Source organism: Anaerobacillus sp. ABD4_527 (assembly GCF_056160805.1).
In genome coordinates, this window is sequence record NZ_JBSWXZ010000001.1 from 1179429 (window position 1) to 1206368 (window position 26940).

A 26940-nucleotide genomic window follows, 5' to 3' on the forward strand; every position below is an offset into this window, starting at 1 on the left:
AACAATTCATAGAGATACCTACCATATTGTCCACTTCAACATGGTTCTATACAGGCAGTAGAAATTTTGAAAAACAAAAAAAAGCCAGATGGCGATCACCATCGGCTTCTCTTATGATTCATTCATCTCCATCGGAGGAATAAGCGTCTCTTGTAGTTTTTCAGTCAGTCGTGTGTTCCTTATTTGATCATCTTCTGTTTGAATCGCGAGCTTGATCGCTTGTTCTTCACCACAAACGATCAAGTAATCTTTGCTTCGCGTGACCGCCGTGTAGATGAGGTTCTTCCTGAGCATACGATAATAGCCTTTAACGACAGGCAATACGACAATCGGAAATTCACTCCCCTGAGACTTATGAATGGAACAACAGTAAGCATGTGTTAGTTGATTAAAATCTCCGCGTTCATAAACAACTTCTTGTCCATCAAAAGCAACGACGAGTTGATCTTGCTTTTCTGTATTTTCTCTGGCAAAGAACACCGATACGATTTCACCCATATCACCGTTATATACATGCTCTTCTGGATTATTGACAAGTTGAAGCACTTTATCACCAACACGATAAACAAGATCTCCATGCGGAAGCTCTCGGCGTTGATCTGACGGCGGATTGAACAGCTTCTGAAGCTCCTTGTTCAACCGATCTACCCCAGCTGTGCCACGGTACATCGGCGCTAGAACTTGAATATCTTTAGGAGAGTATCCTTTTTTCAGAGCATTCCCACACACTTGAGATACAACCTCGATAATCTGCTGTTGATTACACGGGAAGAACCTCCTGTCGGGTGTAGGTGTACTAAACTTCTCTGGTAGAACGCCATCTTTTATTGAATGAGCAAGTTGAATGATAGAAGAACCTTCTGCTTGACGATAAATATCCGTAAGCTTACAGACTGGTACTGCTTCAGAATGAATCAGATCCTTTAATACTTGCCCTGGCCCCACAGAAGGAAGCTGATCCTCATCACCTACTATAACGACTTGAATGTGTTCAGGCAGCGATTTAAAAAGTTGGTTAGCAAGCCATACGTCGACCATCGATACTTCATCGACTATTAAGAGCCGGCCTTCAACCGGATTCGTTTCGTCATGTTCGAACCCCGCCTCACCTTTCCAACCTAAAAGCCTATGGATTGTGAAAGCGGGGAGACCTGTCGCTTCACTCATTCGTTTCGCCGCCCTTCCGGTTGGAGCGACCAACAATACAGGAAATGGTTTTTCTTTCGAGTAATCCTTAAGCTCCAACGAAAGCCCATTAAGTTCTGTGTAGATTTCAACGATTCCTTTAATAACAGTAGTTTTTCCTGTACCAGGACCCCCGGTTAGAATCATAAAAGGGGAAGAAATCGCTCTTTGAACAGCCTCTCTTTGAGAAGGAGCATACTGTATACCGAGACGCTCTTCAAAATCGCCAAGTGCTCGATAGAATTCGGATTCAGGAAATGCATCTTCGTATTCCGTTTGAGTCATAAGTTTGTTAATTCCGGAAACCAAACCTTTTTCTGCATAGTAGAGGGAATGAAGATAGATTCTCTCGCGATCTAGGATTAGCTTATCCTCCTCATAAAGTGAAATAAGCTCTCTAGAGACATCCGCTTCGTCTATCTTTTCACCTAGAAGCATATCGACAGACTTGATTAGAGCATCGTATTCGAGGTACACGTGTCCTTCCTGAAGTGTTTGCTCATTGAGCGTATGAAGGCAAGCTGCTCGAATTCGTTCCGGATGCTTTCCTTCGATTCCAATCGACCGACCTAATTCATCCGCTCTTCTAAAACCGATTCCCTCCACATCCTGTATCAGCTGATAGGGATTTTTCTCAACAATTTCAAGGGTTTCCTGCTTATATTCTTTGAAGATCTTCATAGAAAGTTTTGCACCAAAACCAAGCTCAGTAAGCCTGATCATAATTTGATCGAGACCCTGATGCTCCATAAGAGATTCATAGAGGGTTTTTGCTTTCTCCTCTGACAGCTTCGGAACTTGACTTAAGATGGATGAATCTCTCATTATTTTTGAGATCGCCTGATCTCCAAGCGTATCGACGATAGCCTCAGCCGTTTTTTCCCCTATCCCGTTGAATAAATCGCTCGATAAATATTGTACGAGCCCCGACCTCGACTCTGGAAGCTTACGTTCAAAAGAATCGATTGCGTACTGCTTGCCATAGCGTGGGTGGTCAGTAAAACGACCATAAAAGACATAGGTTTCGTCTTCTAATAGCCTAGGGATCATGCCGTTGACAACGACTTCTCTTTCGTCGTAATTTTCGTTCGTAGCATCGATTCGGAGTCTCGCAACTCCATACAAACTATCTTCATTAAAAAAGATCATCTGTATGAGTCTACCTTTTATGAATCCTTTCTCTTCCTGCACCTGAACCATGTAAACTTCTCCCCAATAACCTGAATTTATTCGTTATTGTTTAGCACTGCTTCCATCTGCTTTTTACCGTTTCCTGCCAAAAGGTGATCCGGCTGTATTTCTAGAGCACGGTCAAAGCATTTCAAAGCTTCATTCGCATCATCCTGATAGGCATGGCTAACACCTAGGTTGAACCACGCATCTGCATGTTCTGGTTCTTCCTTCACAACCTTTTCAAACTGAGGTAGCGCCGTTTCAACCGCTCCTTCTTGTGCTAAGCACATTGCATATTGAAATCGAGCTTCCGTATCAGCTTCATTAAGCTCTGTCGCTCGTTGGAAAAATGGAAGTGCAAGGCGCATGGCATCCTGCATCATAAAGCACTGACCGATCATAAAATGCACATCGCTTTGATCAAGACCCTTTTGAATTGCACTTTGGTACATATCTGCAGCATCTTTATATTGTTCGAGTTGGAAAAAAGCATTTCCTGCTCCGTAGTAAGCTGTCGCTTGCGTATCATCTAGTTCGATCGCTTTTTCAAAGAACTTAACGGATTGTTCAAGCTCACCAGCTTGTGCCAACAGATTTCCTACATTCGTGTAAGCTACTGGATCATTTGGACTTTCTTCGATCGCTTCATAAAGAAGTGTTACAGCTTTCTCTAGTTCACCATCATTCATTGCTTTAATCGCTTGTTCATTTTTATTACTCATGACAAAAACTCCTTATTATTAACCTTAATTTCTAGTGTAGCATATCTTTGCCCATCTATCGCACCTATAAAACAGCCTCATTTCACAATGGAAATGAGGCTGTTTTTACACGTATGTGAGTTCAGATTCGTTCTTGAACACTTGGTCAATCGTTGCTCCACCTAGACATTCATCACCATCATAGAAAACGACGGCTTGTCCTGGCGTTATCGCACGAACTGGCTCATCGAACGTTACCTTCAATCGATCATCGTCCAACATTGTGACGGTGACGCCTGAATCCTGTTGACGATACCTGAATTTAGCTGTGCATTTCAGAGGTTCATTGATTTTGTGTTTTGATACCCAGCTGGAATTTACAGCGATTAAAGAATCGGAATAAAGCTTCTCATTATGGAAACCTTGATCAACATACAACACGTTGTCTTCTAGGTTTTTACCTACAACAAACCACGGCTCCCCTTCACCGCCGATGCCAAGACCATGCCTTTGACCAATCGTGTAGTACATGAGACCATCATGCTTCCCTTTGACCTCACCTTGCAGAGTCTCCATCTTACCTGGTTGAGCAGGTAAGTATTGGCTCAAGAATTCTTTGAAGTTTCTCTCTCCAATAAAACAAATTCCTGTGCTGTCTTTTTTCTTGGCTGTCGCAAGACCTGCTCGCTCAGCAATTTCGCGAACTTCTTTCTTTTCGATTCCACCTAGTGGAAACATCACTTTAGAAAGTTGTTCTTGTGTTAACTGATTTAAGAAGTACGTTTGGTCCTTATTGTTATCGATGCCACGAAGCATCTTCACTTCGCCATCGCGTTCCACTACTTGAGCATAATGACCTGTTGCGAGATAGTCTGCACCTAACGTCATCGCATGTTCAAGGAACGCTTTGAACTTGATTTCTTTATTACACATCACATCAGGATTTGGTGTGCGGCCACCTTTATATTCATCTAGGAAATAAGTAAATACTTTATCCCAGTATTGCTTCTCAAAATTTACTGCGTAGTAAGGAATGCCAATCTGGTTGCATACACGGATAACATCGTTATAATCTTCCGTAGCTGTGCAAACTCCGTTCTCGTCGGTGTCGTCCCAGTTCTTCATGAAAATGCCGATTACATCGTAGCCCTGTTCTTTTAAAAGAAGCGCTGCAACAGATGAATCAACACCTCCGGACATCCCAACCACGACTCGCGTATCTTCTGGCTTTTTTGCTGTCATGGTTGCACCTCCTTTTTACTAACACAAACGTTGTGTCGAAACTATTTTATAACTTCTTTAATCGATTGACAATCTTTACGACTTCTTCCGCCGCTCTTACTGCATCTTCAATCGTATTACCATACCCAAAGCTAAAGCGAATTGCCGTTTGAGCGCGTTCTTCATCATGAAACATCGCTTTTAAAACATGAGATGGTTCATGTGAGCCTGCTGTACATGCAGAACCACTTGAGACTGCGATTCCAGCTAAATCAAGATTCATCAACATCGGCTCTACACTAGCACCCTTAAAGCTGATATTTACAACATGTGGAAGTTTATGCACTTGATCACCATTGAGCTCGTATTCGATCGAGTTTTCTTCAAAAATAGCAATCATCGTTTCTTTCATCTTATGATAAAGAGCGATTCTTTCTTCACGGTCGGATCGTATTAAATCAGCTGCTTTTTGCAAACCTACGATTCCTGGAACATTCTCTGTTCCTGCCCGCCTTTTACGCTCTTGTTCTCCACCATGTGAGTACGGAGCGATGGAAATACCTTCTTTAATGTAAAGAAAACCGACACCTTTAGGTCCGTTAATTTTGTGAGAAGAAACGGAAAGCATATCAATTCCAGTCTCTTTAACGTCGAGGTCGATCAGACCATAAGCTTGTACAGCATCTGTATGGAATGGGATGCTGTGGTCTTTTGATACTTGTACGATCTCTTTTATTGGTTGGATCGTACCCGTTTCATTATTTCCATACATAATGGTGATTAAAATCGTTTCATCTCGAATTGCATTTTTTAACTCTTCGATCGAGATACGTCCATCTTCACCGACTGATAAGTATGTGACGTCGAACCCTTCTCTTTCAAGAGACTCACATGCGTGAAGTGCAGCATGGTGTTCGATTGCTGATGTAATGATATGATTTCCTTTGTTCGCGTTCGCTTTTGCAGTACCGATGATTGCTAAGTTATCTGCCTCGGTCCCACCACTTGTAAACACGATTTCATTTGGATGTGCATTGATACTTTTTGCAATACTACTTCTTGCTTCATCAAGAGCATGTCTCGCTTTTCGCCCAAACTGATGAATACTAGAAGGATTTCCGAAATCGTTGTGAAGTGAAGCCGTCATGACTTCGATCACATCAGGGTGAACCGGCGATGTTGCAGCGTGATCCATATAAATTGCTTTCATGTAACCTTCACCTCTATAAACGGTAGTTAACCTGTATTCTTCATTAGATGTAGAACATGTAACTGTCCTGCTCTCCTTCACCTTCATATGTTGCAAGGTCTTGGAGTGTTGTGGAGTCTAATACATCTTTAACGGCATCTCGAATCTTAAGCCAAAGATCTCTTTTTGCTGGTTCTTCATCATCCATGACTTCTACAGGACTGATTGGACCTTCAAGGACGCGAATGATATCGCCAGCTGTAATCGTTGAAGCATCTTTCGATAAAATATATCCTCCATATGCACCACGCACACTTTTTACAAGTCCTGCATTACGTAACGGTGCAATAAGCTGCTCAAGATAATGTTCTGAAAGGTTGTTGCTTCTAGCGATTGATTTCAATGAAGTTGGTCCCTCACCGTGCTTTTTTGCCAACTCCATCATAATAGTCAACCCGTACCTTCCCTTTGTTGAAATCTTCATTTCTAATCCCTCTTTCCGTCAATCGAGCTACTAGGTACTTGCATTGTGGTAGTGAATAACCCACGATTGGACCAATCGAGATACAAAAGAGAAGTGTCCCTATCGAAACTGGTCCTTTCATTAACCATCCGAGCGCAAGTACGATAATTTCCATTGATAGTCTAATATGTTGTACCTTCCAGCCAGTTCTTTTTGTTAATACGAGCATTAAACTGTCTCTTGGACCAGCACCTTTGTCTGCTGCTATATAGAGACCGATGCCATATCCCATCACTACGATTCCAAATGCTAACATAATGAGCTGACCTAGAAGATGGTCTGGTGTTTTTAATATAGGAAGCCATAAGTAAAAATCAAGAAAGATTCCGACTAAAAGCATATTAAGAAACGCGCCTGCTTTTGGCCACTCTTTTTCCATAAAAGCAGTTGTTGCTATGATTAAGAACCCTACGATGATCGACCATGTTCCGATAGAAAGGCCGACCTGGTGGTACAGTCCGATGTGAAATACATCCCACGGGGCACTCCCAGCTTCCGCTTTAATCATGAGTGCGATACCAAAAGTCATAACGAGCAAGCCGGCTACGAAAACGCTCCAACTCATCCAGAATTCAGCCAACACTTGTTTATACGTCTTCATTTTATCCCTCTTAACCTGCTTTTTAGTCATTAATGGCCGATTCTGTTAGTAAACCTTCGCTATTATAGCACGAAAGGGTTTTTCTTGCATTTCCAAAAACCATGTAGTATGTTTCAACTATCTATGAAAGGGCGGATATACGATGGATTTATTCGATTATTCTTCTAAACAGAAAAACACGCTATCGGGCCCTCTAGCTAGCAGAATGCGCCCACGGACGATTGAGGAATTTATTGGTCAAGATCATATAATCGGTGAAGGAAAACTCTTGAGAAGAGCCATTCAAGCTGATCAGCTAACCCCGATGATTTTCTTTGGTCCACCCGGAACTGGGAAAACGACGCTTGCTCGCATTATCGCGAACACGACTGCTGCACACTTCGAGCAATTGAACGCCGTTACGTCTGGGGTTTCCGATATTAGAAGACTATCAACCGAGGCGAAAGAGCGCGTTAAGCTCGATGACAAAAGGACGGTCCTATTCATCGATGAAATTCACAGGTTCAATAAATCACAACAAGACGCACTCCTTCCTTATGTTGAGGATGGAACAGTCGTTTTAATCGGTGCGACGACTGAGAGTCCGATGTTCGAAATCAATCCAGCTTTGTTGTCTAGATCAAGACTTTTCCGTTTTGAACACCTAACGGATGAAACGATAAAACGTGTACTTCTTCAGGCAATCAACGATGACGTCAGAGGGTACGGCAAATATTCACTTCATGTAGAAGATGAAGCACTCGAACATATCGTAGATGTAGCGAACGGCGATGCAAGAACTGCTTTAAATGCACTAGAGCTCGCCGTATTGACAACGTCGCCTAACGAAGTTGGAAAACTAGTCATCACGCTTGCTATCGCGGAAGAATCAATTCAACAAAGAGTTCTTCAATATGACAAAGATAGTGATAACCACTACGACACGATTTCAGCATTTATTAAAAGTATACGAGGTTCAGATCCAGATGCTACTCTATACTGGCTAGCAAAAATGATTTATGCCGGTGAAGATCCCCGCTTCATTGCTCGCAGGCTCTATGTTCATGCAGCAGAAGATATCGGATTAGCAGATCCTAACGCACTTCTCGTTGCGCATGCAGCCAGCTATTCCGTTGAGTTCTTAGGGATGCCAGAAGCCAGAATTCCGTTAGCTGAAGCTGCCCTCTACCTAGCAACCGCTCCAAAAAGCAATGCGGTCATCAAAGGAATCGACTCCGCTTTAGAAGCTGTGAAGAAAGAAAAGACAGGGACAGTTCCCGTGCATTTAAGAGATTCCCATTATAAAGGCGCGAAAGAACTCGGCCATGGAATCGACTACAAATATCCTCATGATTTCCCTGGCGGATATGTTCCACAACAGTATCTTCCAGATCACATGAGAAGAAAAACGTTCTATAAACCTACCGAGCGCGGCCACGAACGAACCGTCCAGAAAAGGTTAGACTATTTTAATGAACGGATTAAATCCGAGAGCAAGAAACCGTAACAGCAGTGCAGCGCACTGCTGTTTTCTTTCTACCTTTTATTAATCTACCTTAAATTTACAAGTCTTCTGTATAAATTCTTTCATACTGGCAAAGCTATGATTACTTTCAAAAAATGCTATGAAGTTTACAGAATATAAAGGGGTTGAGCCAATATGAAAGTTAGACAAGATGCCTGGTCACATGAAGACGATTTAATGCTAGCTGAAACAGTACTACGTCATGTTCGTGAAGGAAGCACACAGTTAAACGCATTCGAAGAAGTAGGAGATCGCCTAAGTCGTACCTCAGCAGCAGTCGGCTTCAGATGGAACGCAATCGTTCGTCAACGCTATGAGCAAGCATTAAAGCTTGCGAAAAAGCAAAGGAAAGAAATGAAGCGCGCTGAGCGTAGGCAGCCAGCTGAATACAAAGCTGATTATACTGTAAGAGAGAAAACAACTCAGGTTCCACAATACAGTGAAGTCATCCAACCTACTAAGGTTCCAAGCGAAAGACCTAGTGCAACAGAAAAACCTACTGAGCTTACGATGCGTGACATTATTACTTACCTTACAAATATGGAGCATTCTCAGTATTCGACTAGCAGACTTCAATCTGAAATGCAAAAACTAGAATTAGAAAATAAGGATCTCGTAGAAGAAAACGCTCTTCTTCACCAAAAGGTAAAAAGGCTTGAGAATGAGCAGCAGGTAATGAAGGAAGATTATCAGTCTCTGATTCAAATTATGGATCGAGCAAGAAGAATGGTAGTTCTCAATGAATCCGAAGAGCTTGCAGCAGGTCCTGCATTCAAGATGGATAAAAACGGAAACCTTGAAAAACTTGCTAGATAAATGAATTAAAAAAGCAGCAGTTCATGATGAACTGCTGCTTTGTTTTTTGGCATAAAAAATGAAGAGCCCCAACTGTGCCGTCCTTTCCATAAATTTTGAACCTGCATTGGCAGGTGGGTGCCTTATTCTATTCTTTGTAAGTCCTCAGCTTACGAGGCATTTACTCGGAATAGAAAGAATCAGGCTCCCGTTGTAAAAGTGTTGGCTCAAATTATTATGGAAGTAAACGTACACTTCAGGACTCTTCGTTAACTTGTAATTGAATTATAGCAAACCTTAAAACTGATTTCAATAACGGACTACTAGGTAATTATTAGTGTTTCTTAATCCTTTTCAACCGCTACTGGTTTTTTCTTAAGTTCAAGGTTCAGCTCGTTTAGCTGTTCTTCACTAACTGGTGATGGTGCTTCAGTTAAGAGACAGCTCGCACTTGCCGTTTTAGGAAAGGCAATGGTATCTCTAAGGTTGTTTCTTCCCGCAAGAAGCATTACGAGACGATCAAGTCCAAATGCAATTCCTCCGTGTGGAGGTGTACCGTATTCAAACGCTTCAAGTAAGAAACCAAATTCTTTCTTAGCTTCTTCTTGAGTAAAGCCGAGAGCGCGGAACATCTTCTCTTGAATATCTCTTTGGTAAATACGCTGAGATCCACCACCAAGTTCATACCCATTCAATACGAGGTCGTAAGCATCAGCACGAACGTTACCAGGCTCTTCTTCTAGAAGGTGCAGATCCTCTTGAAGTGGCATAGTGAATGGATGGTGCTCAGCAAAGTAACGATCTAATTCTTCGTCATAACTCATTAGAGGGAAATCCATGACCCAAAGGAAGTTGAATTTAGATTCATCGATCAATCCAAGCTCTCTTCCTAACTTTAATCGTAATGAACCAAGCGAGTCTGCAACGACAGATTTACTGTCAGCGACAAATAGTAAGAGGTCTCCCGCTTCAGCTTCAAAAGCTTCGATCAGCTTACTAGACATGTCTTCATCAAAGAATTTAGAAATAGGCCCTTTCAACCCTTCTTCTTCAACCTTCAACCATGCAAGTCCTTTTGCTTTGTATGTTTTTACATATTCAGTCAATGCATCGATGTCTTTACGTGAATAATTACCTGCAGCACCCTTAGCATTGATTCCTTTCACTGCACCACCAGAGGCTACAGCTCCAGAGAACACTTTAAATGACGAGTCTTTGACTAGATCTGAAACATCCACGAATTCCATTCCAAAACGCGTGTCAGGTTTATCAGATCCGTATCGGCTCATTGCTTCAGCATGCGTCATGCGAGGGAACGGAGTAGTCAACTCTAGACCCTTTGTTTCTTTAAGCACACGAGTCATCATCTCTTCCATCATGGAAATCAAATCTTCTTTAGGAAGGAAAGATGTCTCAATATCAACTTGTGTAAATTCCGGCTGACGGTCAGCACGAAGGTCTTCGTCACGGAAGCAGCGAACGATTTGGTAGTAGCGTTCGAAACCTGAAACCATCAATAGTTGTTTGAACAACTGTGGCGATTGTGGAAGAGCGTAAAATTCTCCTTCGTGAACACGACTCGGTACAAGGTAATCACGTGCGCCTTCTGGTGTGCTCTTCGTAAGCATAGGTGTCTCAACTTCTAAAAACTCGTTGTTGTCGAGAAAATCTCTGATCGCTTTTGTTGTACGATGACGAAGCTTAAACGTTTCTTGCATCACCGGACGTCTGAGATCAAGATATCGATACTTTAATCGAATATCTTCTCCAACTTCAACATCATCTGAAACAGCGATCGGAGGGTTCTTTGCAGCATTTAAAATTTCTAGCTTTTCAGCATGAACCTCAACTGCACCAGTAGGGATATTAGGGTTTACTGTTTCCTTCGCACGCCCTACGACTGTACCAGTAATTGCAAGAACATATTCACTTCTTACCTTTTCAGCTAATTCAAGTGCTTCTTTCGAAACTTCAGGATTAAAAACAACTTGGACGATTCCGGAACGATCCCTGAAATCGATGAAGATTAACCCGCCGAGGTCACGACGCTTTTGCACCCATCCTTTTATCTCAACTTTCTCGCCTACATGGCTTTCACGGACTTTGCCGCAATCATGGCTTCTTCCAATCATTCTCCCGTTTCCTCCTTCAATTTCTTTGTTAGGTAAGAAGTTATCTCAGATAAGCGTACTGCTTCCTGATCTCCCGTTTCCATTTCTTTAATGGTGATTTCATCTTTTTGAATCTCTTCATCACCAAGGATCGCCACATACTTTGCATTCGACCGGTTCGCTGCTTTGAACTGACCTTTCATTTTACGGTTGAGGTAGTCACGTTCAGCAGATAGTCCAGCACCTCGCAGTTCATGAAGAAGACCATTTGAAATTGCCTGTGCTTCTTCTCCCATCGTGACAACATAGCAATCGATCGTTTTTTCGACAGGGAGTTCTACTCCTTCTGCTTCTAGTGCCATCAGAAGACGTTCGATACTCATCGCAAACCCAATCCCTGGCGTCGTAGGTCCTCCTACTTCTTCAACGAGTCCGTTATAGCGTCCACCGCCGCTAAGTGTCGTGATTGCACCGAAGCCTTCTGCCTCGCTCATGATTTCAAATGCAGTGTGATTATAGTAGTCGAGCCCTCTCACAAGACGCTCATCAATAACGTAATCGATCTTCATGTGATCGAGCGCTTTTTTCACATTGTTGAAATATTGTTCTGATTCTTCGTTTAAGTAGTCAAGAATAGAAGGCGCAGTCGCCATCAGTTCATGATCACGGTCTTTTTTACAATCAAGAATACGAAGAGGGTTATTTTCTAGACGATTTTGACAATCGCTACAAAATTCGCCGATGCGAGGTTCAAAGTGAGCCATCAAAGCTTTACGGTGTGCCTCACGACTTTCTGTGTCACCAAGACTATTCACGTATAGCTTGAGATTTTTTAATCCTAGCTCTTTATAAAAATCCATCGCTAATGCAATCACTTCAGCATCGATTGAAGGATCGTTACTCCCCATCGCCTCAATTCCGAACTGAACAAACTGTCTCATTCTTCCTGACTGAGGACGCTCATAGCGAAACATCGGTCCGATGTAATAAAGCTTGACTGGCTGTTCTGCTATCCCGAACATCTTATTGTTTACAAACGCTCGAACAGCTGAAGCAGTACCTTCAGGACGGAGGGTAAGACTTCTTCCTCCTCGATCTTCAAACGTGTACATTTCTTTTTGAACGATATCTGTTGAATCTCCTACACCACGCTGAAACAATTCAGTGTGCTCAAAGATAGGTGTACGTAATTCGTGGTAATTATATCTACGACAAATATCTCTTGCCTTTTCTTCTATATATTGCCAAAGCTCAGATGTACCAGGTAGTATGTCCTGCGTACCTCTTGGAATGTGAAAGCCCATATTTTCTCCTCCTTAAATCGTAACTAGCCCAAAATTTGGGACTAAAAAAAACCCCCATCCCTGAATATACATTCAGGGACGAGAGTTACCCGCGGTGCCACCCTAATAGAAGGAGTTAATTCCTTCCGCTTTAACAGTTAACGCCTGTAAACGTTGTTCCCTACTAAGCAGTCTGTTCGGAAACAATCCCAGGAAGTGTCTTTCAAAAAAGTGGAATCAAGAATGTTCTCAGCCTACGACATTCTTTCTCTGAAGATCCTATCATTTTTTACTTTTCTCCCTCATTGGAGCAACGTATCTAATTACTGAATTGTTTTCTATCATACGAGTCCATGATTTTTTTGTCAAGCCTATTTTTTAGTGTTAAAGATCTACACCATCGTTCTATTGTACTCACTTTAGTAAAATCATGTCTATCGCTTCATTTTTTGTTTCATGATTTTGATGCTTTTTAGAGATAGCCCGAATTCTTCTGCTAATTCCATATTTGATAGACATTGCTCTTTCTGTAAAAAATCATGAAAATCGACGCCAAATTCTGGTTGAGGATTGGTAACGTTCATCATTTCTTTATTCGTTGATCTCAACTGTTATCATCCTTTTTTTATGAAGTGTTATACTAGTCTCACCAAAAAATATGATATTTACAACTTCACGAAGGATTCTTTTTGGCCGATAAAGAAATATCGCAATATGTGAAAATCGTAGAGGCAAGGAAAGGAGTTGCAAGTTGAAATATTTCGTTTACGTATTATTGTTAGCACTGCTAGTTTTCCAACTCCCTGCACACGCGTCAGCTGAAAAGAAAGCTGAAATAACAAAAACAATCAATGTCCGATCTGGTCCATCGCTTTCTTCTCCTGTTCTTAAACAGGTACATAGCGGTGATGCGCTACCGATAACAGGGAGTTCAGGTGAATGGTTACAAGTAGAGTTAGATACTGGTGAAGGTTGGATTGCTGGATGGTTGATCGATACCGCTCAGCTTAATGAGTCTATAACGATGATTGAGTCTACTGTATCTGATCTACAAATAAGATCAGGTCCAAGTGAAGACCACAGTGTGATCGGTAATACAAAACCGGGGGAGAAATGGCGTGTATCAGAAACAGAAGGTAATTGGACAGCCATTCACTTCGGTGACCGAATCGGGTGGGTGGCTACGTGGCTAATCGAAGGTTCTTCTGATACAGAAGCTTCTTCCACACCTTTTAAAAAAGAAGTAGCTGCTTCAATCTTAAATGTCCGTGATCAACCTGGTTTAGAAAATAGCATTCTGACTCAGCTACCAGAGGGTACCGTCGTTTCTGAGCTGAAACGATCAGGAGACTGGAGCTTGATTCAATACAGCAACGGTGAGTCTGGTTGGGTCGATTCTACGTATTTGACCAACACGTCAAAAAGCATTGCATCTAGCTATCTTACGTTACTTTATCATTCTACAAACATTAGAAGTGGTCCAGGAATCGACTTCCCCGTTGTTTTACAAGGCTCTAAAGATGAGAGATACAAAATTGTAGGAAAAGAAAAGGAATGGTATGAAATTTCATTACAAGACGGGACCACTGCCTTTGTCGCCGATTGGATCGTCTCGACCGGCTCATCGCTCGGTCTTCGTACGAACCATTCTCGTGGAAAGACCGTCGTATTGGATGCTGGCCACGGCGGCCAAGATAGTGGAGCACTAGGACTTTTCACGTATGAAAAATTAATAACGCTTCGAACGACAAAAACGATTGCCGAAAAGCTTAAAGATGCTGGCATTCGCGTTATCTTAACGAGGGATGACGATCGTTATGTCCCGCTTTCTGAACGTACTGAGCTTTCTGAACGCTACCAGGCAGATGCATTCGTTAGCGTTCATTACGACAGCACTGTGGATCCTACAGCAAGTGGTGTGACGACGTATTACTATCATGAGCACCATAAGTCACTCGCTACAAGTATTCATGAGGAAATCGCTGATACAAACAGCCTCAGAGACAGAGGCGTTCGATTCGGAAATTACTATGTACTACGAAATAATTCGTCACCTTCTGTTCTACTAGAACTAGGCTTCTTGTCAAATCCATTTGAAGAACAGCAAATCAACAAAAACGATTATCAAGCAACGATGACCTCTAACGTTGCGAACGGTATCATCACTTATCTTAATAAAAATCGATAATACAAAAATAAGCAGCAGGGACTAGCCCTGCTGCTTTATTATTCCTTACTATCGATGATAAGAGTAACCGGTCCATCGTTTGTTAACTGAACGTCCATCATCGCTCCAAACACACCGGATTGTACCTCTACTCCCTTTTCAACGACAAGCTCATTAAACTTCTCGTATAGAACGTTTGCTTCATCAGGTTTTGCAGCCTTCATGAAGTTAGGTCTTCTTCCTTTTCTGCAATCCCCATAAAGCGTGAATTGGGAAATTGATAGAAGTGCACCACTAGTGTCTTTAAGAGAGAGGTTCATCTTATCATTTTCATCTTCAAAAATACGAAGGTTAACTATTTTGTCAGCCAAGTAAGCAGCGTCTTTTTCCGTATCTTCTTGCGTCACACCGAGCAGAACAACAAGTCCCGATTCGATTTCCCCAACAACTTCTTCATTCACTGTAACCGACGCATACTTTGACCTTTGTACGACAGCTTTCATTATGAACTCCCTTTCTTACGCTATTGCATGATTCTTCTAACAGCATAAATATCCGGAATACGCTTCACACGTTCAACAACCTTTTGAAGGTGAGCGGTATTTCGAATCGATACCGTCATGCTGATCGTAGCCATCTTATTATTATCAGACCGCCCGGAAACAGACGTCATATCTGTCTTTGTTTCTGCAACAGCTTGTAGAACTTCATTCAGCAACCCTCTTCGATCATAACCACTGATCTCGATATCTACATTGTAACTTTTGGGTGAATGGCTTTCCCATTCAACTTCTAGAAGTCGCTCCTTCGCGTTATCTTCGTTCACGTTAGGACAGTCTTTTCTGTGAATGGATACACCTCTCCCTTTCGTGATGTATCCTACGATATCATCTCCAGGGACGGGATTACAGCATCGAGACAGGCGTATCAATAAGTTATCGATCCCTTTGACCCTTACGCCAGATTCCGCACGCTTTGGAGCTTGAGAAGGAGAATGCGTTTTACCTTCGATAATCGAACGTGCAAGCTCTTCCTCTTGCTCTTTCGTCTTTTCTTTTCTCGCTTTTTCCGTAAGTCTTGTAGCGATTTGAGCTGCAGTGATGCCACCATAGCCTACTGCTGCATACATGTCTTCTTCACTCGTAAAATTAAATTTATTTGAGACGTTGGCAATGTTTTCTGAAGTTAATACTTCTTTAAGTTCAAAGCCGTGCCCCTTGATTTCCTTTTCTACAAGCTCTCGGCCTTTATCAACATTTTCTTCACGTTTTTCTTTCTTAAACCATTGCTTAATCTTGTTTTTAGCATGCGAACTCTGACTGATCTTCAACCAATCTTTACTAGGTCCGTACGAATGCTTAGACGTGAGAACTTCTACGATATCTCCAGTCTTTAGTTTGTAATCAAGCGGAACCATCTTTCCATTTACCTTAGCACCGATACACTGGTTTCCTATCTCAGTGTGAATACGATAAGCAAAATCAAGTGGGACGGAACCTGTTGGAAGCTCGATCACATCTCCCTTTGGTGTGAATACGAATACCATATCACTAAAGAGATCGATCTTAAGAGACTCCATAAATTCTTCAGCATTGGAAACATCATTTTGCCATTCAAGAATTTGTCTGAACCAAGATAGCTTCTTCTCAAAAGAACTATTTACTGCACCATCATTATCCTCTTTGTACGCCCAGTGTGCAGCGATACCGTACTCCGCAACCTTGTGCATATCTGATGTTCTGATCTGTACCTCAAGAGGATCACCTTTCGGACCTATAACCGTTGTGTGAAGAGACTGGTACATGTTCGCTTTAGGCATTGCGATATAATCTTTGAATCGACCAGGCATAGGTTTCCAACACGTGTGAATGATTCCAAGTACCGCATAACAGTCTTTAATACTATTTACGATGATACGAACAGCCAATAGATCATAGATCTCATTGAATTGCTTATGCTGTTTCGTCATTTTGCGGTAAATGCTGTAAATATGTTTTGGACGTCCAGAAATCTCAGCATCGATGGAAACTTCTTGAACACGATCTTGTATTTCCCCAACTACCTCATGAACGAAGCCTTCTCGTTCTTCTCGTTTCTTTTGCATGAGATTGACAATACGATAATACTGTTGAGGATTTAAATAACGTAAAGCCGTATCTTCAAGCTCCCATTTGATCGTCGAAATACCCAATCGATGGGCTAGAGGAGCAAAAATTTCAAGCGTCTCGTTTGCTTTTTGTAATTGCTTTTCTTTCGGCATATGCTTAAGCGTTCGCATATTATGAAGACGGTCAGCAAGCTTGATCAAAATACACCTGATATCTTGAGCCATCGCAATCATCATCTTACGGTGATTTTCAGCCTGCTGCTCTCGTTTTGATTTATATTTAATTTTCTTAAGCTTTGTTACTCCGTCAACGAGCATAGCGAGTTCTGGACTGAACTCGTTAGAGATCTCTTCAAGGGTTACATCAGTATCTTCAACCACATCATGAAGAAACCCGCCAGCTACTGTTACGGGGTCAACCTCAAGATTCACAAGAATGCCAGCTACCTCGACCGGGTGAATGATATAGGGTTCACCTGATTTACGGTATTGACCTTCATGTGAGTCACGTGCGTATTCGTAAGCTCTTTGTACAAAGGACAAATCTTCCTCCGACAAATACTGCTTCGCTCTTTGCATTACCTCTTCTATGGTCATGAAATCACCTTAATTACTGTTGGTATATAGCTTCTATTATCGTTAAAAATAGCTTGCATGTAAAGTAATAAAGAAAAATATGTCGCTTTTCATTGATGGAAACAAGTGGGACACACATATTTTTAAAGAGAAAGAGTGCCCGAAAGATGTTTCGGACACTCTATGGTGATCAATAAGTCATTAGTGTAAAGATGTCATGGCGATCTAGGTTCTTACGTCCTTCTAGGTAAGAAAGTTCGATCATAAACGCAAGGCCAACCACAACTCCACCTAGCTTTTCAACAAGTTCAATTGTAGCGTTGATCGTACCGCCTGTAGCGAGTAGATCGTCTGTGATTAGAACTCTCTGACCAGGCTTGATCGCATCTTTATGAATCGTTAGTACGTCTTTTCCGTATTCTAGTCCATAGTCCACTTTAACAACTTCACGCGGAAGCTTACCTTCTTTACGTACAGGAACAAACCCAATACCTAGAATATAAGCAACAGGACAACCGACGATGAATCCACGTGCTTCTGGTCCAACGATAACGTCTACGTTCTTATCCTTTGCAAAATCAGCGATGTCGTTAACAACGCCTCTGTACGCCTCACCATTTTGCATGAGTGGGGTAATATCTTTAAAGCGGATCCCTTCTTTAGGGTAATCTTCAACTACTGCAATATAGTCTTTATAGTTCATTTATTTAATGGCCTCCTCAGTGCTACTAAAACAATTTACTGATCGATCGAACCAACTTTTCAAAGCGTGATAAGATGAATAGCAAAAATCGTTTTCTAGCTTTGCTTGTTCAAGCTTGCTCTTATACGTTTTAGAAGAAGTAAGTTCGCTTTTTACAGATTGTGGATTTATTGAAATAAGTCCGTCTTCCATTCTAACAAAGTTCAACTCAAAAAACACCTGTGACATAAAGTTGACCGTTTCCTTCGACCACCCTTTATGCTTTGCAAGCTTTTCGGCATCTTTCAAATGAAAGCTTCCACGTTTCATTAAAAATCCATAATACCATTTAAAATCATCTCGTGATGGAAGTGTCGAAAAGAAATGATCTTCCTCATGTTCAAAGACAGCATACGTTCTCTCCGGAATACCACCTTTACGAAAAAGCTCGATGAGATCTTCTTCAACATAAGGTAGGTCTAGCAACATCACATAGTTATTCTCGAAGGACACCTCTTCTTCAAGAGGGTTCTGCACCACATAATCTTTCCATTGCTGAATTCCTAGTTTACTAACGGTGGACTCTCTAAAAGCAATCATCGTAAGTTTCTCAAGAGGGAGGTTTTCTAACCTTTTACTGAGATCTCGTATTCCTCGATAATCAAAAAGCTGCCATTCGTCTACAGCTAAATCATGAACGAAAATTTGAGGCTTCTTTAATCCGTTCCATTCATTTATAGAGAGCTGACCAATAACGGAAAGTGCTGCACGTGAAGCGATCTCTTCAAAGACATAACCAAAGTTGAAACCAACCCCATCAAGTGTCGATTCTCCTTCTTTCAAGGAAACCTTCAAATGATTCTCTTGACTACCGATTCTTCTGATTTGAGCCAAGTTCACGTCTTTTAGCATGACGACTGGTTTCGGATTGCTTACTCCGAACGGAGCTAATAAATTCATCTCGTCAATCGTCTCAAGGGAAATATCATCGATCGCGCAATGCAGATCGATCTTTGAGAGTGGCGTTAAGTCAGCCTCTGTTAGGCTATCGTTTGCTTGTATGTTCAGTCTGCTTCTTAACTCGTTTAGATATTCTAAGTCGATCGTCATGCCTGCAGCCATCGGATGTCCACCGAAATGTGGAAGGATATCTCGACATTCGGATAGATTCATGAACATATCGAATCCTTCAATACTTCGGGCAGAGCCTTTCGCTACTCCTTTTTCACGGTCGATACTCATTACGATCGTAGGACGATAATATTTCTCGACTAGACGGGAAGCGACAATTCCGATAACGCCAGGATTCCACCCTTCACGAGCAATAATCAGCACGCGATTGTCATCTAGTGGATAATTCATCTCCACTTCTTCTATCGCTTCTTTTGTCATTGTATTCACAAGTTCTTGACGTGCTTTATTTAGTGCATCGATCTCTTCAGCAAGCTGCTTAGCATATTCATAGTCTTCGGTCGTTAATAATTCAACCGCCGGACCCGCATGCTCAAGTCTTCCAACCGCATTTAATCTAGGACCGATTCCAAAGCCAAGGTGCTCTTCATTAAGCTCCTGACCCTTTAAACCGCATACTTCTAATAAAGCTTTTATTCCTGCTTTATCAGAATGCTGAAGGGCACGGATCCCTTCACTTGCTATCAATCGGTTCTCATCTTGTAGTGGAACCAAATCGGCGATCGTACCCATAGCCGCAATTTCGAGCAAGTGACCTGGTATTCGACCAAGAAGCGCCTGTGCTAACTTGAAGGCAACACCAACACCAGCAAGTCCTTTGAACGGGTAACTGCACTCAGGTTTCTTCGGATTGATTATTGCTAAGGCATCCGGAAGAACGGGAGGTGGTTCATGGTGATCTGTGATGAGCAGATCGATTCCAATTTCTTTTGCAACCTCCGCTTCATGTACACCTGAAATGCCTGTATCAACCGTTACGATTAAATCATAACCCTCTTCTTTTGCTCTACGGAATGCAGCTTCGTTAGGACCATAACCTTCTGTAAACCGATTTGGAATATAGTAGTCGAAGTCCGCTCCAAGTTCTTTGAAGGTATAGATCAAAACAGAAGTACTACTTACACCATCAGCGTCATAATCGCCGAAAATTAGGATCTTTTCTTGATTTGTAATGGCTTCTCTAATTCGTTGAACCGTTTCCTTCATTCCATCCATCAAAAAAGGATCATGGTATGATAGATTTTCTTTATATAAAAATTTCCGGGCTTTCTCAACACTTTGAATCCCTCTATTCACTAATAGAGAGGCAGCAAGTCGTGATATCCCTAACTCACTCTGGAGCTGATCGATGCTAGATTCATCCGATTCAGCTAGCTTCCAGCGTGTTTTAGACTTTAACATCGAATCACCTCTTAACCAGTCTATTATATATAGTTATCGCAAATTTGACCATAGGTTTAGGGAATGAATCTTGTGTATCAATAAAAAAACCTCTGCAAGTGCAGAGGTTCAAGCCTTTGTAGAAATTTATGTCATTATGCGGTGTTCCCTATGCCGCAGGAGTTTGAAGACCTCTTGCTTTCCTGTGGACGAACGCCCGAGCCTCAAAGCGGACAAAAACCGTCCCCTCCGAGTCTCGAACGCCCGTTGGACCACGGGAGTCAAGAGGTCTTCACTCCTACTAGAATACATTTATATGAAATAAAACTTTCCGGCCTAATATGCTAACGAACTTTTTTGCCTCATATTAAGAAAGTCTACCCAAACTAAAATACCTTATTACATCAAGAAATAAAGCTAAAGGATGATGGACTCCTGCCTAACATGCGACATATACGGAACATCGTGCGAAGAGAAAGCTACCACTCTGTGAAAAACAAGCGGCCACATATCACCACTATTTCGTTAACAAATCCCTTAAGAGTTTCAACATTCTGCAAACCCCTATTTAGGAGTTTTTACTATTTGCTCTCAGATTGAGTCTTAGAATGAGTGTCTACAGGCTCCACTTCTTCAGCAGGAGGCGTCTCCTCTGGCTGAGGTGTTTGTGTAGGCTGCTCTGAATGAGCTTGAGTTTCTTTACGAAGCCTTTTCACTTCTCTACTGAGTTTGTAGTACTTCACCATTCCAAACCCCAGTACAAGAATTGCCCCCATTAAGACGGAACCAAGAATGACAAGCACGAGCGGCCATTCGGACGTACCGAAAACATAATTCACTTGAACCGGATCAACGTTTACCACCGAAAATACAGCTATAATCAATGCGAAAACAAGAGCAACAACCAGTCCCCATTGTCCCTTCATCGTTTCAACCTCCCCTTACTAAAAGTCTATTCTTTAAAATTAGCTTTTTTCCTTTGGTTCATAAGGATTTATATGAACTAGCACATCATGAACTTCATCTTGTTCTAACAGATGATCTTTGACGGCTTTTCCAATATCATGACCTTCTTTTACAGTGATGTTAGGATCGACTCCGAGCTTGATATCAATAATGACATAGTGACCGTGCTCTCTAGCATAAAACTCATCAAGGTTAAGAACCCCTGGCATCTCTTTGATCGCTTTTACATAGTGAGTCGTATCTTCATCATGTAAAACGTGGTCGAGAGTCGTATGGATCGACTCAAAACCTAGCTTAACTGCCATCTTTCCAATCAGTATGGAGACGAATATACCCGCTACAGGATCCGCATAAACAAGCCAAGGCATGTTGAAAAAGCTGCCAAGAAGTGCCCCCGTTATCCCGATCAGAACAGCGATGGAAGAATAGACATCCGAACGGTGCTCGTATGCATTCACAATAAGCGCATCACTGTTTATCTTCTTTCCTAGCCTGTATTTATAGCGAAAAAGGACTTCTTTTGTGACGATTGAAATGATTGCAGCATAAAGCGCTAGTTGACCTGGAGCTTCTATAGGTGCAAATAAAGCTCTCCCTGAGCTTATACCAATTTCAACTCCAACAAGGAGTAGCAATACTGCGACGATAATTGCGGCAATAGATTCAGCTTTACCGTGACCATAAGGATGATCCCGGTCAGGAGGAAGTTTTGCAGCCCTTAATCCGATTAAAACGGCGAACGAACCTGCTACATCAGAAGCAGAGTGGGCAGCATCGGCAATCAACGCTCGACTATTCGATATGTATCCGATCACTCCTTTTAGAACTGCAAGAATAATATTTGCGACTATTCCAATAAGAGCTGCTACCTCGGCTTTTTGAAAACGCTCTTCTTTATTCATACCTTCACCCCTATTATGCCTATTCACTATAGCCTTTCCATAGAATTCAATCCAAAACAAACGATTGTAAAAGCCATGGCTATGCCATGGCTTTTACTCTCTAAGCTTCATTTGTAGCCGTTGAGAACTTCTTCTTCTTCAATTGTTTTCCTTTCCAAACTGCCCAAAGTTGAGAGGCGATGAATAGAGAGGAATACGTTCCAGCAACAAGTCCGATCAGCAATGCGATCGCAAACGGACGGATCGCTTCTCCTCCGAAAATCGTTAATGCTGCTGCTGCAAAGATGACGGTCAATACTGTATTGATCGAGCGAGCTAGTGTTTGAACGAGACTTTTGTTTACTACCCTAGCGACATCTTCAAACGTTTTTACTTTCTTCTCTAACTTCATATTCTCTCTAATCCGATCGAACGTAACGATCGTATCGTTGATCGAATAACCCACTATGGTTAGAACAGCTGCAATAAATGTAATGTTAACCTCGATCTGTAGCAAACTGAAAATCGCGATAATAAAGAACGCATCGTGAAAAAGTGCTACGATCGCCGCAACACCTTGCAGCCATTCAAATCGGATCGCAACATAAATAATGATCCCTACAGAAGCAATCGCAACGGCGATGAATGCATTCTTCGCTAGATCGACCGCCACATCCGGAGAAACGGTGCTTACGTTTGGTTCTGCACCGTATAATTCAGTAAAATGATTTTTTAACTCACCGATCTCTTCTTTCTCTAGTTCATCTTTGAAAGCCGCAACTGCCATATCTCCTCCACCTGCAAGCGTTACGGACTCAGGATCAAACCCTAAACTATCCAACTCAGAAGTGATTTCTTCAGTAGTTAACGTCTCGTTGGACATGATGTCGACACGAGAGCCACTGGAAAAATCAATACCAAGATTCAGACCAAAAATCGCAAGCACGAGACCTCCAAGTACAATGAGGGCAAGTGAAATCATAAAGAATTTATTACGGTGTTTCACAAAATCAAAATCAATATTTCTTATTTTAGAGCTCATCGATCTCACTCTCCTTCACGCCAAAAAGTCCGGGCTTCTTATTCAACGCCCTGCTCTTGACCCACAGTCCAAGTAGGATTCGTGAACCCCAAACAGCAGTCAAAAAGCTTACGACAATACTTGTGATCAACATAACAGCAAACCCTTTTACAGAGCTAGTACCGTACGCGAACAAAACGCCAGCAGCGATCAATGTCGTGATATTCGCATCGAATATCGTAGTGAACGATCGTCTTCCACCAGCTTTAAATGCAGACATCATTGATTTACCTGCGCGAATTTCTTCTTTTATTCGTTCATACGTGATGATGTTAGCATCAACGGCCATCCCCACTCCAAGAATTAATGCAGCGATTCCAGGAAGTGTTAAAACAGCTCCCATCCAGTTGAACACGACAAGGATCAGATAAATGTAGACACTCAGCGTGATCACCGCGATCATACCTGGGAAACGGTAATAGAAAAGCATGAATAAGAAGATTAAACCGACTCCAATGAAACCAGCAATTACGGTTTTATCGAGTGACTGTTCTCCAAACTGTGCTCCTACTGAAGTTGAATAAATTTCATCAAGCTTTACAGGAAGCGATCCTGCATTCAACAGTTCCTTTAAATTCTCAGCTTCTTCAATCGTAAAAGGTGGTCCAGAAATAATCACTGTATTCTGAGACAGCACTTCATTTACGGATGGATCAGAAATAAACTTTTGCTCATCAGAAGGCTTTTGCGCTTCTTGCTTGTATGAGTCACCTTCTTGGTAATCCAACCAAATGACTAATCGGTTATCCGGAAAAGGCTTCTGCATGATTTCTCGTGTAATTTCTGCGAATTGTTGCGGATCTTTTAAAGCTACCTGAACGACAGGCTGATTCTCTTGAAAGACTACTTTCGCAGCTCCTTCTTTAAGATCCGCTCCGCCCATTTTCTCCTCATCTTCTACAGTTCTGAACGTTAGCTCAGCTTGTGTAGATAGAAGCTCACGCGCCTGGTTTTGATCTTTTACACCAGCTAACTGAACTCGTATGCGATCTTCACCTTCAATTGTAATTCGAGGCTCTGATACACCAAGAACGTTAATCCTTTTATAAAGAGCGCTAACAGTACTATTCAACAGGTCTTTATCAAGCTCTTGTCCATCATCAGCAGGCTCTACCTTATAAAGAACTTCAAAGCCCCCTTGAAGGTCAAGTCCAAGCTTAATATCTTTAGTCACTCCTAGGACCGTCGTTCCAATCAATCCTCCGAGCAGAAGGACGATTAAAAAGAACGTAACTATCCGGCCTTTTTTTACCATGGAATAAAAACTCCTCTCTAAGCCACCAGCAATAACGTATGTAGGTTAAAATGCCATAATACTACATATTATACCGAAATATAGATTTTTCTGTCAATTTTCGATCAATTATGCGCTTCTTCTTCTTCATTAACCCAGCCTGTCCCCTTGTATGCGTGAATAGTCAACCAGTTCATATACTCGTTTGGAGACAGCCTCATTATGTCATTGACTAATTGATGAACTTTAATTTCTTCATTGTCATTGTTACGTTCTAATCGTGCAAGGAGACAACTCCAGATCTCATCAATTGTGGCCCTATCATAGCCTAATAGGTGAAACTCGTCTCTCTTACTCTCAAGTGCAGGATATACTTCGTTTTTCCACTCTTCCATCCTTCAGTCTCCTCTCCTTTTAAAAAATTGAATAAATCGCTGCACCTACACCGAGGCCAGCAATGATTACACCGGTTAAGATTGAAATAAAGGCATATTTAAACCGTATCGCAAATAGTGAAGCCGCCACACAAGCACTATAAGCACCTGTAGTAGGTAAAGGTACGGCAGTAAATAAAATAAGTCCTATCGCTCCATATTTCTCAACATTTTTACTCTTATTTAACGTACGTTGATATAACCACTCATAAAATCGCTTGTACCATCCAAACCTCATCAACCAATTACTGAGCGGCTTGAATAAAAGTAGTAGCGGAATGATTGGCAATGCATTCCCGAATAAGCTGAGAAGAAACGCTTCCCAGAACGGGATATCAAATGTATACGCCAGTGGTAATCCGCCTCTAAGTTCAAGGATTGGAAGGGCAGAAACCACTACCACGATCGCTTCTTGAGGAAGGAAACCGAGGTTCTCTACTACAAATTGTTTAATTTCGTCTTTCATTAAAACACTCCCATATGCCTGTCATGCTTTGTCCCCTACTAAGCATATACATAGTGATAAAAAATATCTAGGCTTTTCTATAATTTCGCAAGGATACTAAGCATGGAAAGTAGGTTTACTTATGTCGAAGCAAACCTTTTTACGAGGCACACTTTTACTCATATTCGCCGGGTTGATCACCAAGATTCTTGGGTTTATCAATCGTATCGTAATGTATAGAGTCATGGGGGACGAAGGAGTAGGATTATACATGATGGCGGTTCCTACCCTCATCCTTACGATTACTCTAACAAGACTTGGCCTCCCTGTAGCCATTTCGAAAATGGTAGCAGAAGCAGATGCGGAAGGTGACAGGCAAAAGATCAAGCGCATCTTAATCGTATCCTTATCTGTAACTGCCGTATTGAGTATCGTGTTCACCACCATTATGGTACTAGCCGCACCTGTTTTATCAAAGGTATTTTTCACAGATCACCGTACATTCTATCCACTGATTGCGATTGCACCAGTCGTTTCAATCGTTGCGATGTCATCCGTGCTTCGTGGCTATTTCCAGGGCTTACAAAACATGCGTCCCTCAGCATACTCGCAAGTGATCGAACAAATCGTTCGAATCTGTTTAGTCGCCATACTTACGGGAGCATTCTTGCCTTATGGCGTTGAGTTTGCTGCTGCAGGAGCGATGATCTCAGTCGTCTTAGGGGAACTAGCCTCACTTCTCTATATGTTCTCTATGTTTAAGATGAAGAAGCGGATCAAAATAAGAAATAATTTCTTTTCCTACTTGAAAGGCGGAAGAAGAACATTCAAGGACCTCATGGCCATTTCTCTTCCGACAACAGGCAGTCAGCTCATAGGATCTCTCTCTTATTTCTTTGAACCGATCATCGTAGTGCGCAGTCTTGCAATAGCTGGTTTAGCAACAACAATTGCTACAAAACAATACGGAAACTTAGCAGGGCTTGCCATTCCACTACTCTTTCTTCCGACTTTTATAACGTTCTCTCTACAAGTCTCCCTAGTCCCTGCAATCAGTGAAGCCTATGCTCAGAAACAATATAAGCAAATTCAGCACCGCTTAAGTCAGGCGATACGGCTCTCGATGGTCGCAGGAGGACTATCGGTCGTTATTATGTATATCTTTGCTAAACCATTACTTGAAATTATGTACGATGCCCCCCACGTTGCAATATATGTACAAGTGATGGCGCCATTCTTCTTCTTTTTCTATTTTCAAGGACCACTCGCTGCTGCTTTACAAGCACTTGATTTAGCCAAAGCTGCTATGATTAACAGTTTTATCGGTGCTGCGGTGAAATTAGCTGCTATCTTCTTCTTAGCAAGCAGACCGGAACTAGGCATAATGGGTGCTGCACTTGCGATTGTAATCGGAATTCTACTCGTAACGCTTCTTCATTTTGCTACACTTGTAAAAGCAATCGGTTTTTCAATCGTTGTCAGCGATGTTTTAAAAGGCGTCGCGAGCATTATTCTAGCAAGTTACGCAGGTCACCTCTTCTACAAAGTGTTGATCGATGCCCCTTCAGATATACCAGGTTCGATCTTTGCGATCATGTCTACAGCGATTGTTTACGCCCTGTTATTATTACTCCTAGGTCTTATCAACAGAAATGACCTGAGACGTCTGCCAGTCATAGGGAAATACGTTCACTAACAACCCCTGACTCTTATAAATGATATCAAATCT

21 protein-coding genes, 1 other RNA gene, 1 pseudogene and 1 other annotated feature are annotated in these 26940 nt (G+C 41.9%); of the genes and pseudogenes, 4 read left to right on the forward strand and 19 right to left on the reverse strand.

Annotated elements, in window-relative coordinates; all coding sequences use genetic code 11:
- Window positions 1–111: 111 nt before the first annotated feature.
- From recD2 to ACXAHI_RS06335, 6 genes are all read right to left on the reverse strand, one after another.
- Window positions 112–2385: an SF1B family DNA helicase RecD2 gene (gene recD2, locus ACXAHI_RS06310; RefSeq protein ID WP_474846755.1), complete on the reverse strand. Its 2274-nt coding sequence runs from the start codon at window positions 2383–2385 to the stop codon at window positions 112–114.
- Window positions 2386–2411: 26 nt separating this feature from the next.
- A complete protein-coding gene (locus ACXAHI_RS06315) occupies window positions 2412–3080 on the reverse strand; it encodes a tetratricopeptide repeat protein (protein WP_270179399.1) in 669 nt (222 codons plus the stop codon).
- A gap of 105 nt (window positions 3081–3185) precedes the next feature.
- Window positions 3186–4301, reverse strand: coding sequence for a tRNA 2-thiouridine(34) synthase MnmA (gene mnmA, locus ACXAHI_RS06320; RefSeq protein ID WP_474846757.1), 1116 nt, complete (start codon window positions 4299–4301; stop codon window positions 3186–3188).
- A 46-nt stretch (window positions 4302–4347) separates the two neighbouring features.
- Window positions 4348–5490, reverse strand: a complete 1143-nt coding sequence (locus ACXAHI_RS06325; protein ID WP_474846759.1) for a cysteine desulfurase family protein — start codon at window positions 5488–5490, stop codon at window positions 4348–4350.
- Between the two features lie 43 nt (window positions 5491–5533).
- Complete coding sequence (gene cymR / locus ACXAHI_RS06330) at window positions 5534–5953, reverse strand: cysteine metabolism transcriptional regulator CymR (RefSeq protein WP_270179402.1); 420 nt, start codon at window positions 5951–5953, stop codon at window positions 5534–5536.
- The gene (locus tag ACXAHI_RS06335; protein WP_270179403.1) at window positions 5886–6593 is read right to left on the reverse strand and encodes a YczE/YyaS/YitT family protein; all 708 of its coding nucleotides are present in this window, start codon (window positions 6591–6593) and stop codon (window positions 5886–5888) included. The genes cymR and ACXAHI_RS06335 overlap by 68 nt, the downstream gene beginning before the upstream one ends.
- A 142-nt stretch (window positions 6594–6735) precedes the next feature.
- On the opposite strand from ACXAHI_RS06335, the gene ACXAHI_RS06340 reads away from it, so the two are divergent.
- Both ACXAHI_RS06340 and ACXAHI_RS06345 read left to right on the forward strand, forming a co-directional pair.
- A complete protein-coding gene (locus ACXAHI_RS06340) occupies window positions 6736–8079 on the forward strand; it encodes an AAA family ATPase (RefSeq protein ID WP_474846761.1) in 1344 nt (447 codons plus the stop codon).
- 153 nt (window positions 8080–8232) lie between these two features.
- On the forward strand, window positions 8233–8913 hold the full coding sequence (locus ACXAHI_RS06345) for an RsfA family transcriptional regulator (RefSeq protein ID WP_474846763.1): 681 nt from the start codon (window positions 8233–8235) through the stop codon (window positions 8911–8913).
- 61 nt (window positions 8914–8974) lie between these two features.
- Here ACXAHI_RS06345 and ssrS read toward each other — a convergent pair.
- From ssrS to ACXAHI_RS06365, 4 genes are all read right to left on the reverse strand, one after another.
- A non-coding RNA gene (gene ssrS / locus ACXAHI_RS06350) (6S RNA) lies at window positions 8975–9158 on the reverse strand.
- Between the two features lie 78 nt (window positions 9159–9236).
- On the reverse strand, window positions 9237–11024 hold the full coding sequence (aspS, locus tag ACXAHI_RS06355; protein WP_474846765.1) for an aspartate--tRNA ligase: 1788 nt from the start codon (window positions 11022–11024) through the stop codon (window positions 9237–9239).
- The gene (gene hisS / locus ACXAHI_RS06360) at window positions 11021–12307 is read right to left on the reverse strand and encodes a histidine--tRNA ligase (protein WP_474846767.1); all 1287 of its coding nucleotides are present in this window, start codon (window positions 12305–12307) and stop codon (window positions 11021–11023) included. Before hisS ends, aspS begins: the two co-directional genes overlap by 4 nt.
- Window positions 12308–12378: 71 nt before the next feature.
- Window positions 12379–12601: a binding site (T-box leader), on the reverse strand.
- Window positions 12602–12720: 119 nt separating this feature from the next.
- Window positions 12721–12894: an RNA polymerase subunit sigma-70 gene (locus ACXAHI_RS06365; protein WP_270179408.1), complete on the reverse strand. Its 174-nt coding sequence runs from the start codon at window positions 12892–12894 to the stop codon at window positions 12721–12723.
- A 143-nt stretch (window positions 12895–13037) separates the two neighbouring features.
- Between ACXAHI_RS06365 and ACXAHI_RS06370 the strand changes: the two genes are divergently transcribed.
- On the forward strand, window positions 13038–14474 hold the full coding sequence (locus tag ACXAHI_RS06370) for an N-acetylmuramoyl-L-alanine amidase (RefSeq protein ID WP_474846769.1): 1437 nt from the start codon (window positions 13038–13040) through the stop codon (window positions 14472–14474).
- Between the two features lie 38 nt (window positions 14475–14512).
- Here the strand turns inward: ACXAHI_RS06370 and dtd are convergent, their stop codons facing one another.
- The 9 genes and pseudogenes from dtd to ACXAHI_RS06415 form a co-directional block, all read right to left on the reverse strand.
- The gene (gene dtd / locus ACXAHI_RS06375; RefSeq protein WP_474846771.1) at window positions 14513–14956 is read right to left on the reverse strand and encodes a D-aminoacyl-tRNA deacylase; all 444 of its coding nucleotides are present in this window, start codon (window positions 14954–14956) and stop codon (window positions 14513–14515) included.
- Between the two features lie 20 nt (window positions 14957–14976).
- Window positions 14977–17157, reverse strand: coding sequence for a RelA/SpoT family protein (locus ACXAHI_RS06380; RefSeq protein ID WP_474846773.1), 2181 nt, complete (start codon window positions 17155–17157; stop codon window positions 14977–14979).
- Window positions 17158–17326: 169 nt separating this feature from the next.
- On the reverse strand, window positions 17327–17839 hold the full coding sequence (locus ACXAHI_RS06385) for an adenine phosphoribosyltransferase (RefSeq protein ID WP_270179412.1): 513 nt from the start codon (window positions 17837–17839) through the stop codon (window positions 17327–17329).
- Window positions 17840–20191, reverse strand: a complete 2352-nt coding sequence (gene recJ, locus ACXAHI_RS06390) for a single-stranded-DNA-specific exonuclease RecJ (protein ID WP_474846775.1) — start codon at window positions 20189–20191, stop codon at window positions 17840–17842. It lies immediately after the preceding gene.
- A gap of 560 nt (window positions 20192–20751) precedes the next feature.
- Window positions 20752–21096: a LapA family protein gene (locus tag ACXAHI_RS06395; RefSeq protein WP_474846777.1), complete on the reverse strand. Its 345-nt coding sequence runs from the start codon at window positions 21094–21096 to the stop codon at window positions 20752–20754.
- A 39-nt stretch (window positions 21097–21135) separates the two neighbouring features.
- Window positions 21136–22038 (reverse strand): cation diffusion facilitator family transporter, encoded by a 903-nt coding sequence (locus ACXAHI_RS06400; RefSeq protein ID WP_474846779.1) that lies wholly within the window; start codon window positions 22036–22038, stop codon window positions 21136–21138.
- Between the two features lie 100 nt (window positions 22039–22138).
- A pseudogene (gene secDF, locus ACXAHI_RS06405) lies at window positions 22139–24353 on the reverse strand (protein translocase subunit SecDF).
- A 104-nt stretch (window positions 24354–24457) separates the two neighbouring features.
- Window positions 24458–24727 carry a post-transcriptional regulator gene (locus tag ACXAHI_RS06410; RefSeq protein ID WP_474846781.1) on the reverse strand — a complete coding sequence of 90 codons (270 nt, stop codon included), beginning with the start codon at window positions 24725–24727 and terminating at the stop codon, window positions 24458–24460.
- Window positions 24728–24746: 19 nt separating this feature from the next.
- Window positions 24747–25232: a COG2426 family protein gene (locus ACXAHI_RS06415; RefSeq protein WP_474846783.1), complete on the reverse strand. Its 486-nt coding sequence runs from the start codon at window positions 25230–25232 to the stop codon at window positions 24747–24749.
- Between the two features lie 121 nt (window positions 25233–25353).
- Between ACXAHI_RS06415 and spoVB the strand changes: the two genes are divergently transcribed.
- The gene (gene spoVB, locus ACXAHI_RS06420) at window positions 25354–26907 is read left to right on the forward strand and encodes a stage V sporulation protein B (protein WP_474846785.1); all 1554 of its coding nucleotides are present in this window, start codon (window positions 25354–25356) and stop codon (window positions 26905–26907) included.
- Window positions 26908–26940 lie beyond the last annotated feature (33 nt).

Bases quoted from the DNA above. Each gene is read 5' to 3' on its own strand.
- recD2 (WP_474846755.1), bottom strand. From the start codon at position 2,385: ATGGTTCAGGTGCAGGAAGAGAAAGGATTCATAAAAGGTAGACTCATA.
- ACXAHI_RS06315 (WP_270179399.1), bottom strand. From the start codon at position 3,080: ATGAGTAATAAAAATGAACAAGCGATTAAAGCAATGAATGATGGTGAA.
- mnmA (WP_474846757.1), bottom strand. From the start codon at position 4,301: ATGACAGCAAAAAAGCCAGAAGATACGCGAGTCGTGGTTGGGATGTCC.
- ACXAHI_RS06325 (WP_474846759.1), bottom strand. From the start codon at position 5,490: ATGAAAGCAATTTATATGGATCACGCTGCAACATCGCCGGTTCACCCT.
- cymR (WP_270179402.1), bottom strand. From the start codon at position 5,953: ATGAAGATTTCAACAAAGGGAAGGTACGGGTTGACTATTATGATGGAG.
- ACXAHI_RS06335 (WP_270179403.1), bottom strand. From the start codon at position 6,593: ATGAAGACGTATAAACAAGTGTTGGCTGAATTCTGGATGAGTTGGAGC.
- ACXAHI_RS06340 (WP_474846761.1), top strand. From the start codon at position 6,736: ATGGATTTATTCGATTATTCTTCTAAACAGAAAAACACGCTATCGGGC.
- ACXAHI_RS06345 (WP_474846763.1), top strand. From the start codon at position 8,233: ATGAAAGTTAGACAAGATGCCTGGTCACATGAAGACGATTTAATGCTA.
- aspS (WP_474846765.1), bottom strand. From the start codon at position 11,024: ATGATTGGAAGAAGCCATGATTGCGGCAAAGTCCGTGAAAGCCATGTA.
- hisS (WP_474846767.1), bottom strand. From the start codon at position 12,307: ATGGGCTTTCACATTCCAAGAGGTACGCAGGACATACTACCTGGTACA.
- dtd (WP_474846771.1), bottom strand. From the start codon at position 14,956: ATGAAAGCTGTCGTACAAAGGTCAAAGTATGCGTCGGTTACAGTGAAT.
- ACXAHI_RS06380 (WP_474846773.1), bottom strand. From the start codon at position 17,157: ATGACCATAGAAGAGGTAATGCAAAGAGCGAAGCAGTATTTGTCGGAG.
- ACXAHI_RS06385 (WP_270179412.1), bottom strand. From the start codon at position 17,839: ATGAACTATAAAGACTATATTGCAGTAGTTGAAGATTACCCTAAAGAA.
- recJ (WP_474846775.1), bottom strand. From the start codon at position 20,191: ATGTTAAAGTCTAAAACACGCTGGAAGCTAGCTGAATCGGATGAATCT.
- ACXAHI_RS06395 (WP_474846777.1), bottom strand. From the start codon at position 21,096: ATGAAGGGACAATGGGGACTGGTTGTTGCTCTTGTTTTCGCATTGATT.
- ACXAHI_RS06400 (WP_474846779.1), bottom strand. From the start codon at position 22,038: ATGAATAAAGAAGAGCGTTTTCAAAAAGCCGAGGTAGCAGCTCTTATT.
- ACXAHI_RS06410 (WP_474846781.1), bottom strand. From the start codon at position 24,727: ATGGAAGAGTGGAAAAACGAAGTATATCCTGCACTTGAGAGTAAGAGA.
- ACXAHI_RS06415 (WP_474846783.1), bottom strand. From the start codon at position 25,232: ATGAAAGACGAAATTAAACAATTTGTAGTAGAGAACCTCGGTTTCCTT.
- spoVB (WP_474846785.1), top strand. From the start codon at position 25,354: ATGTCGAAGCAAACCTTTTTACGAGGCACACTTTTACTCATATTCGCC.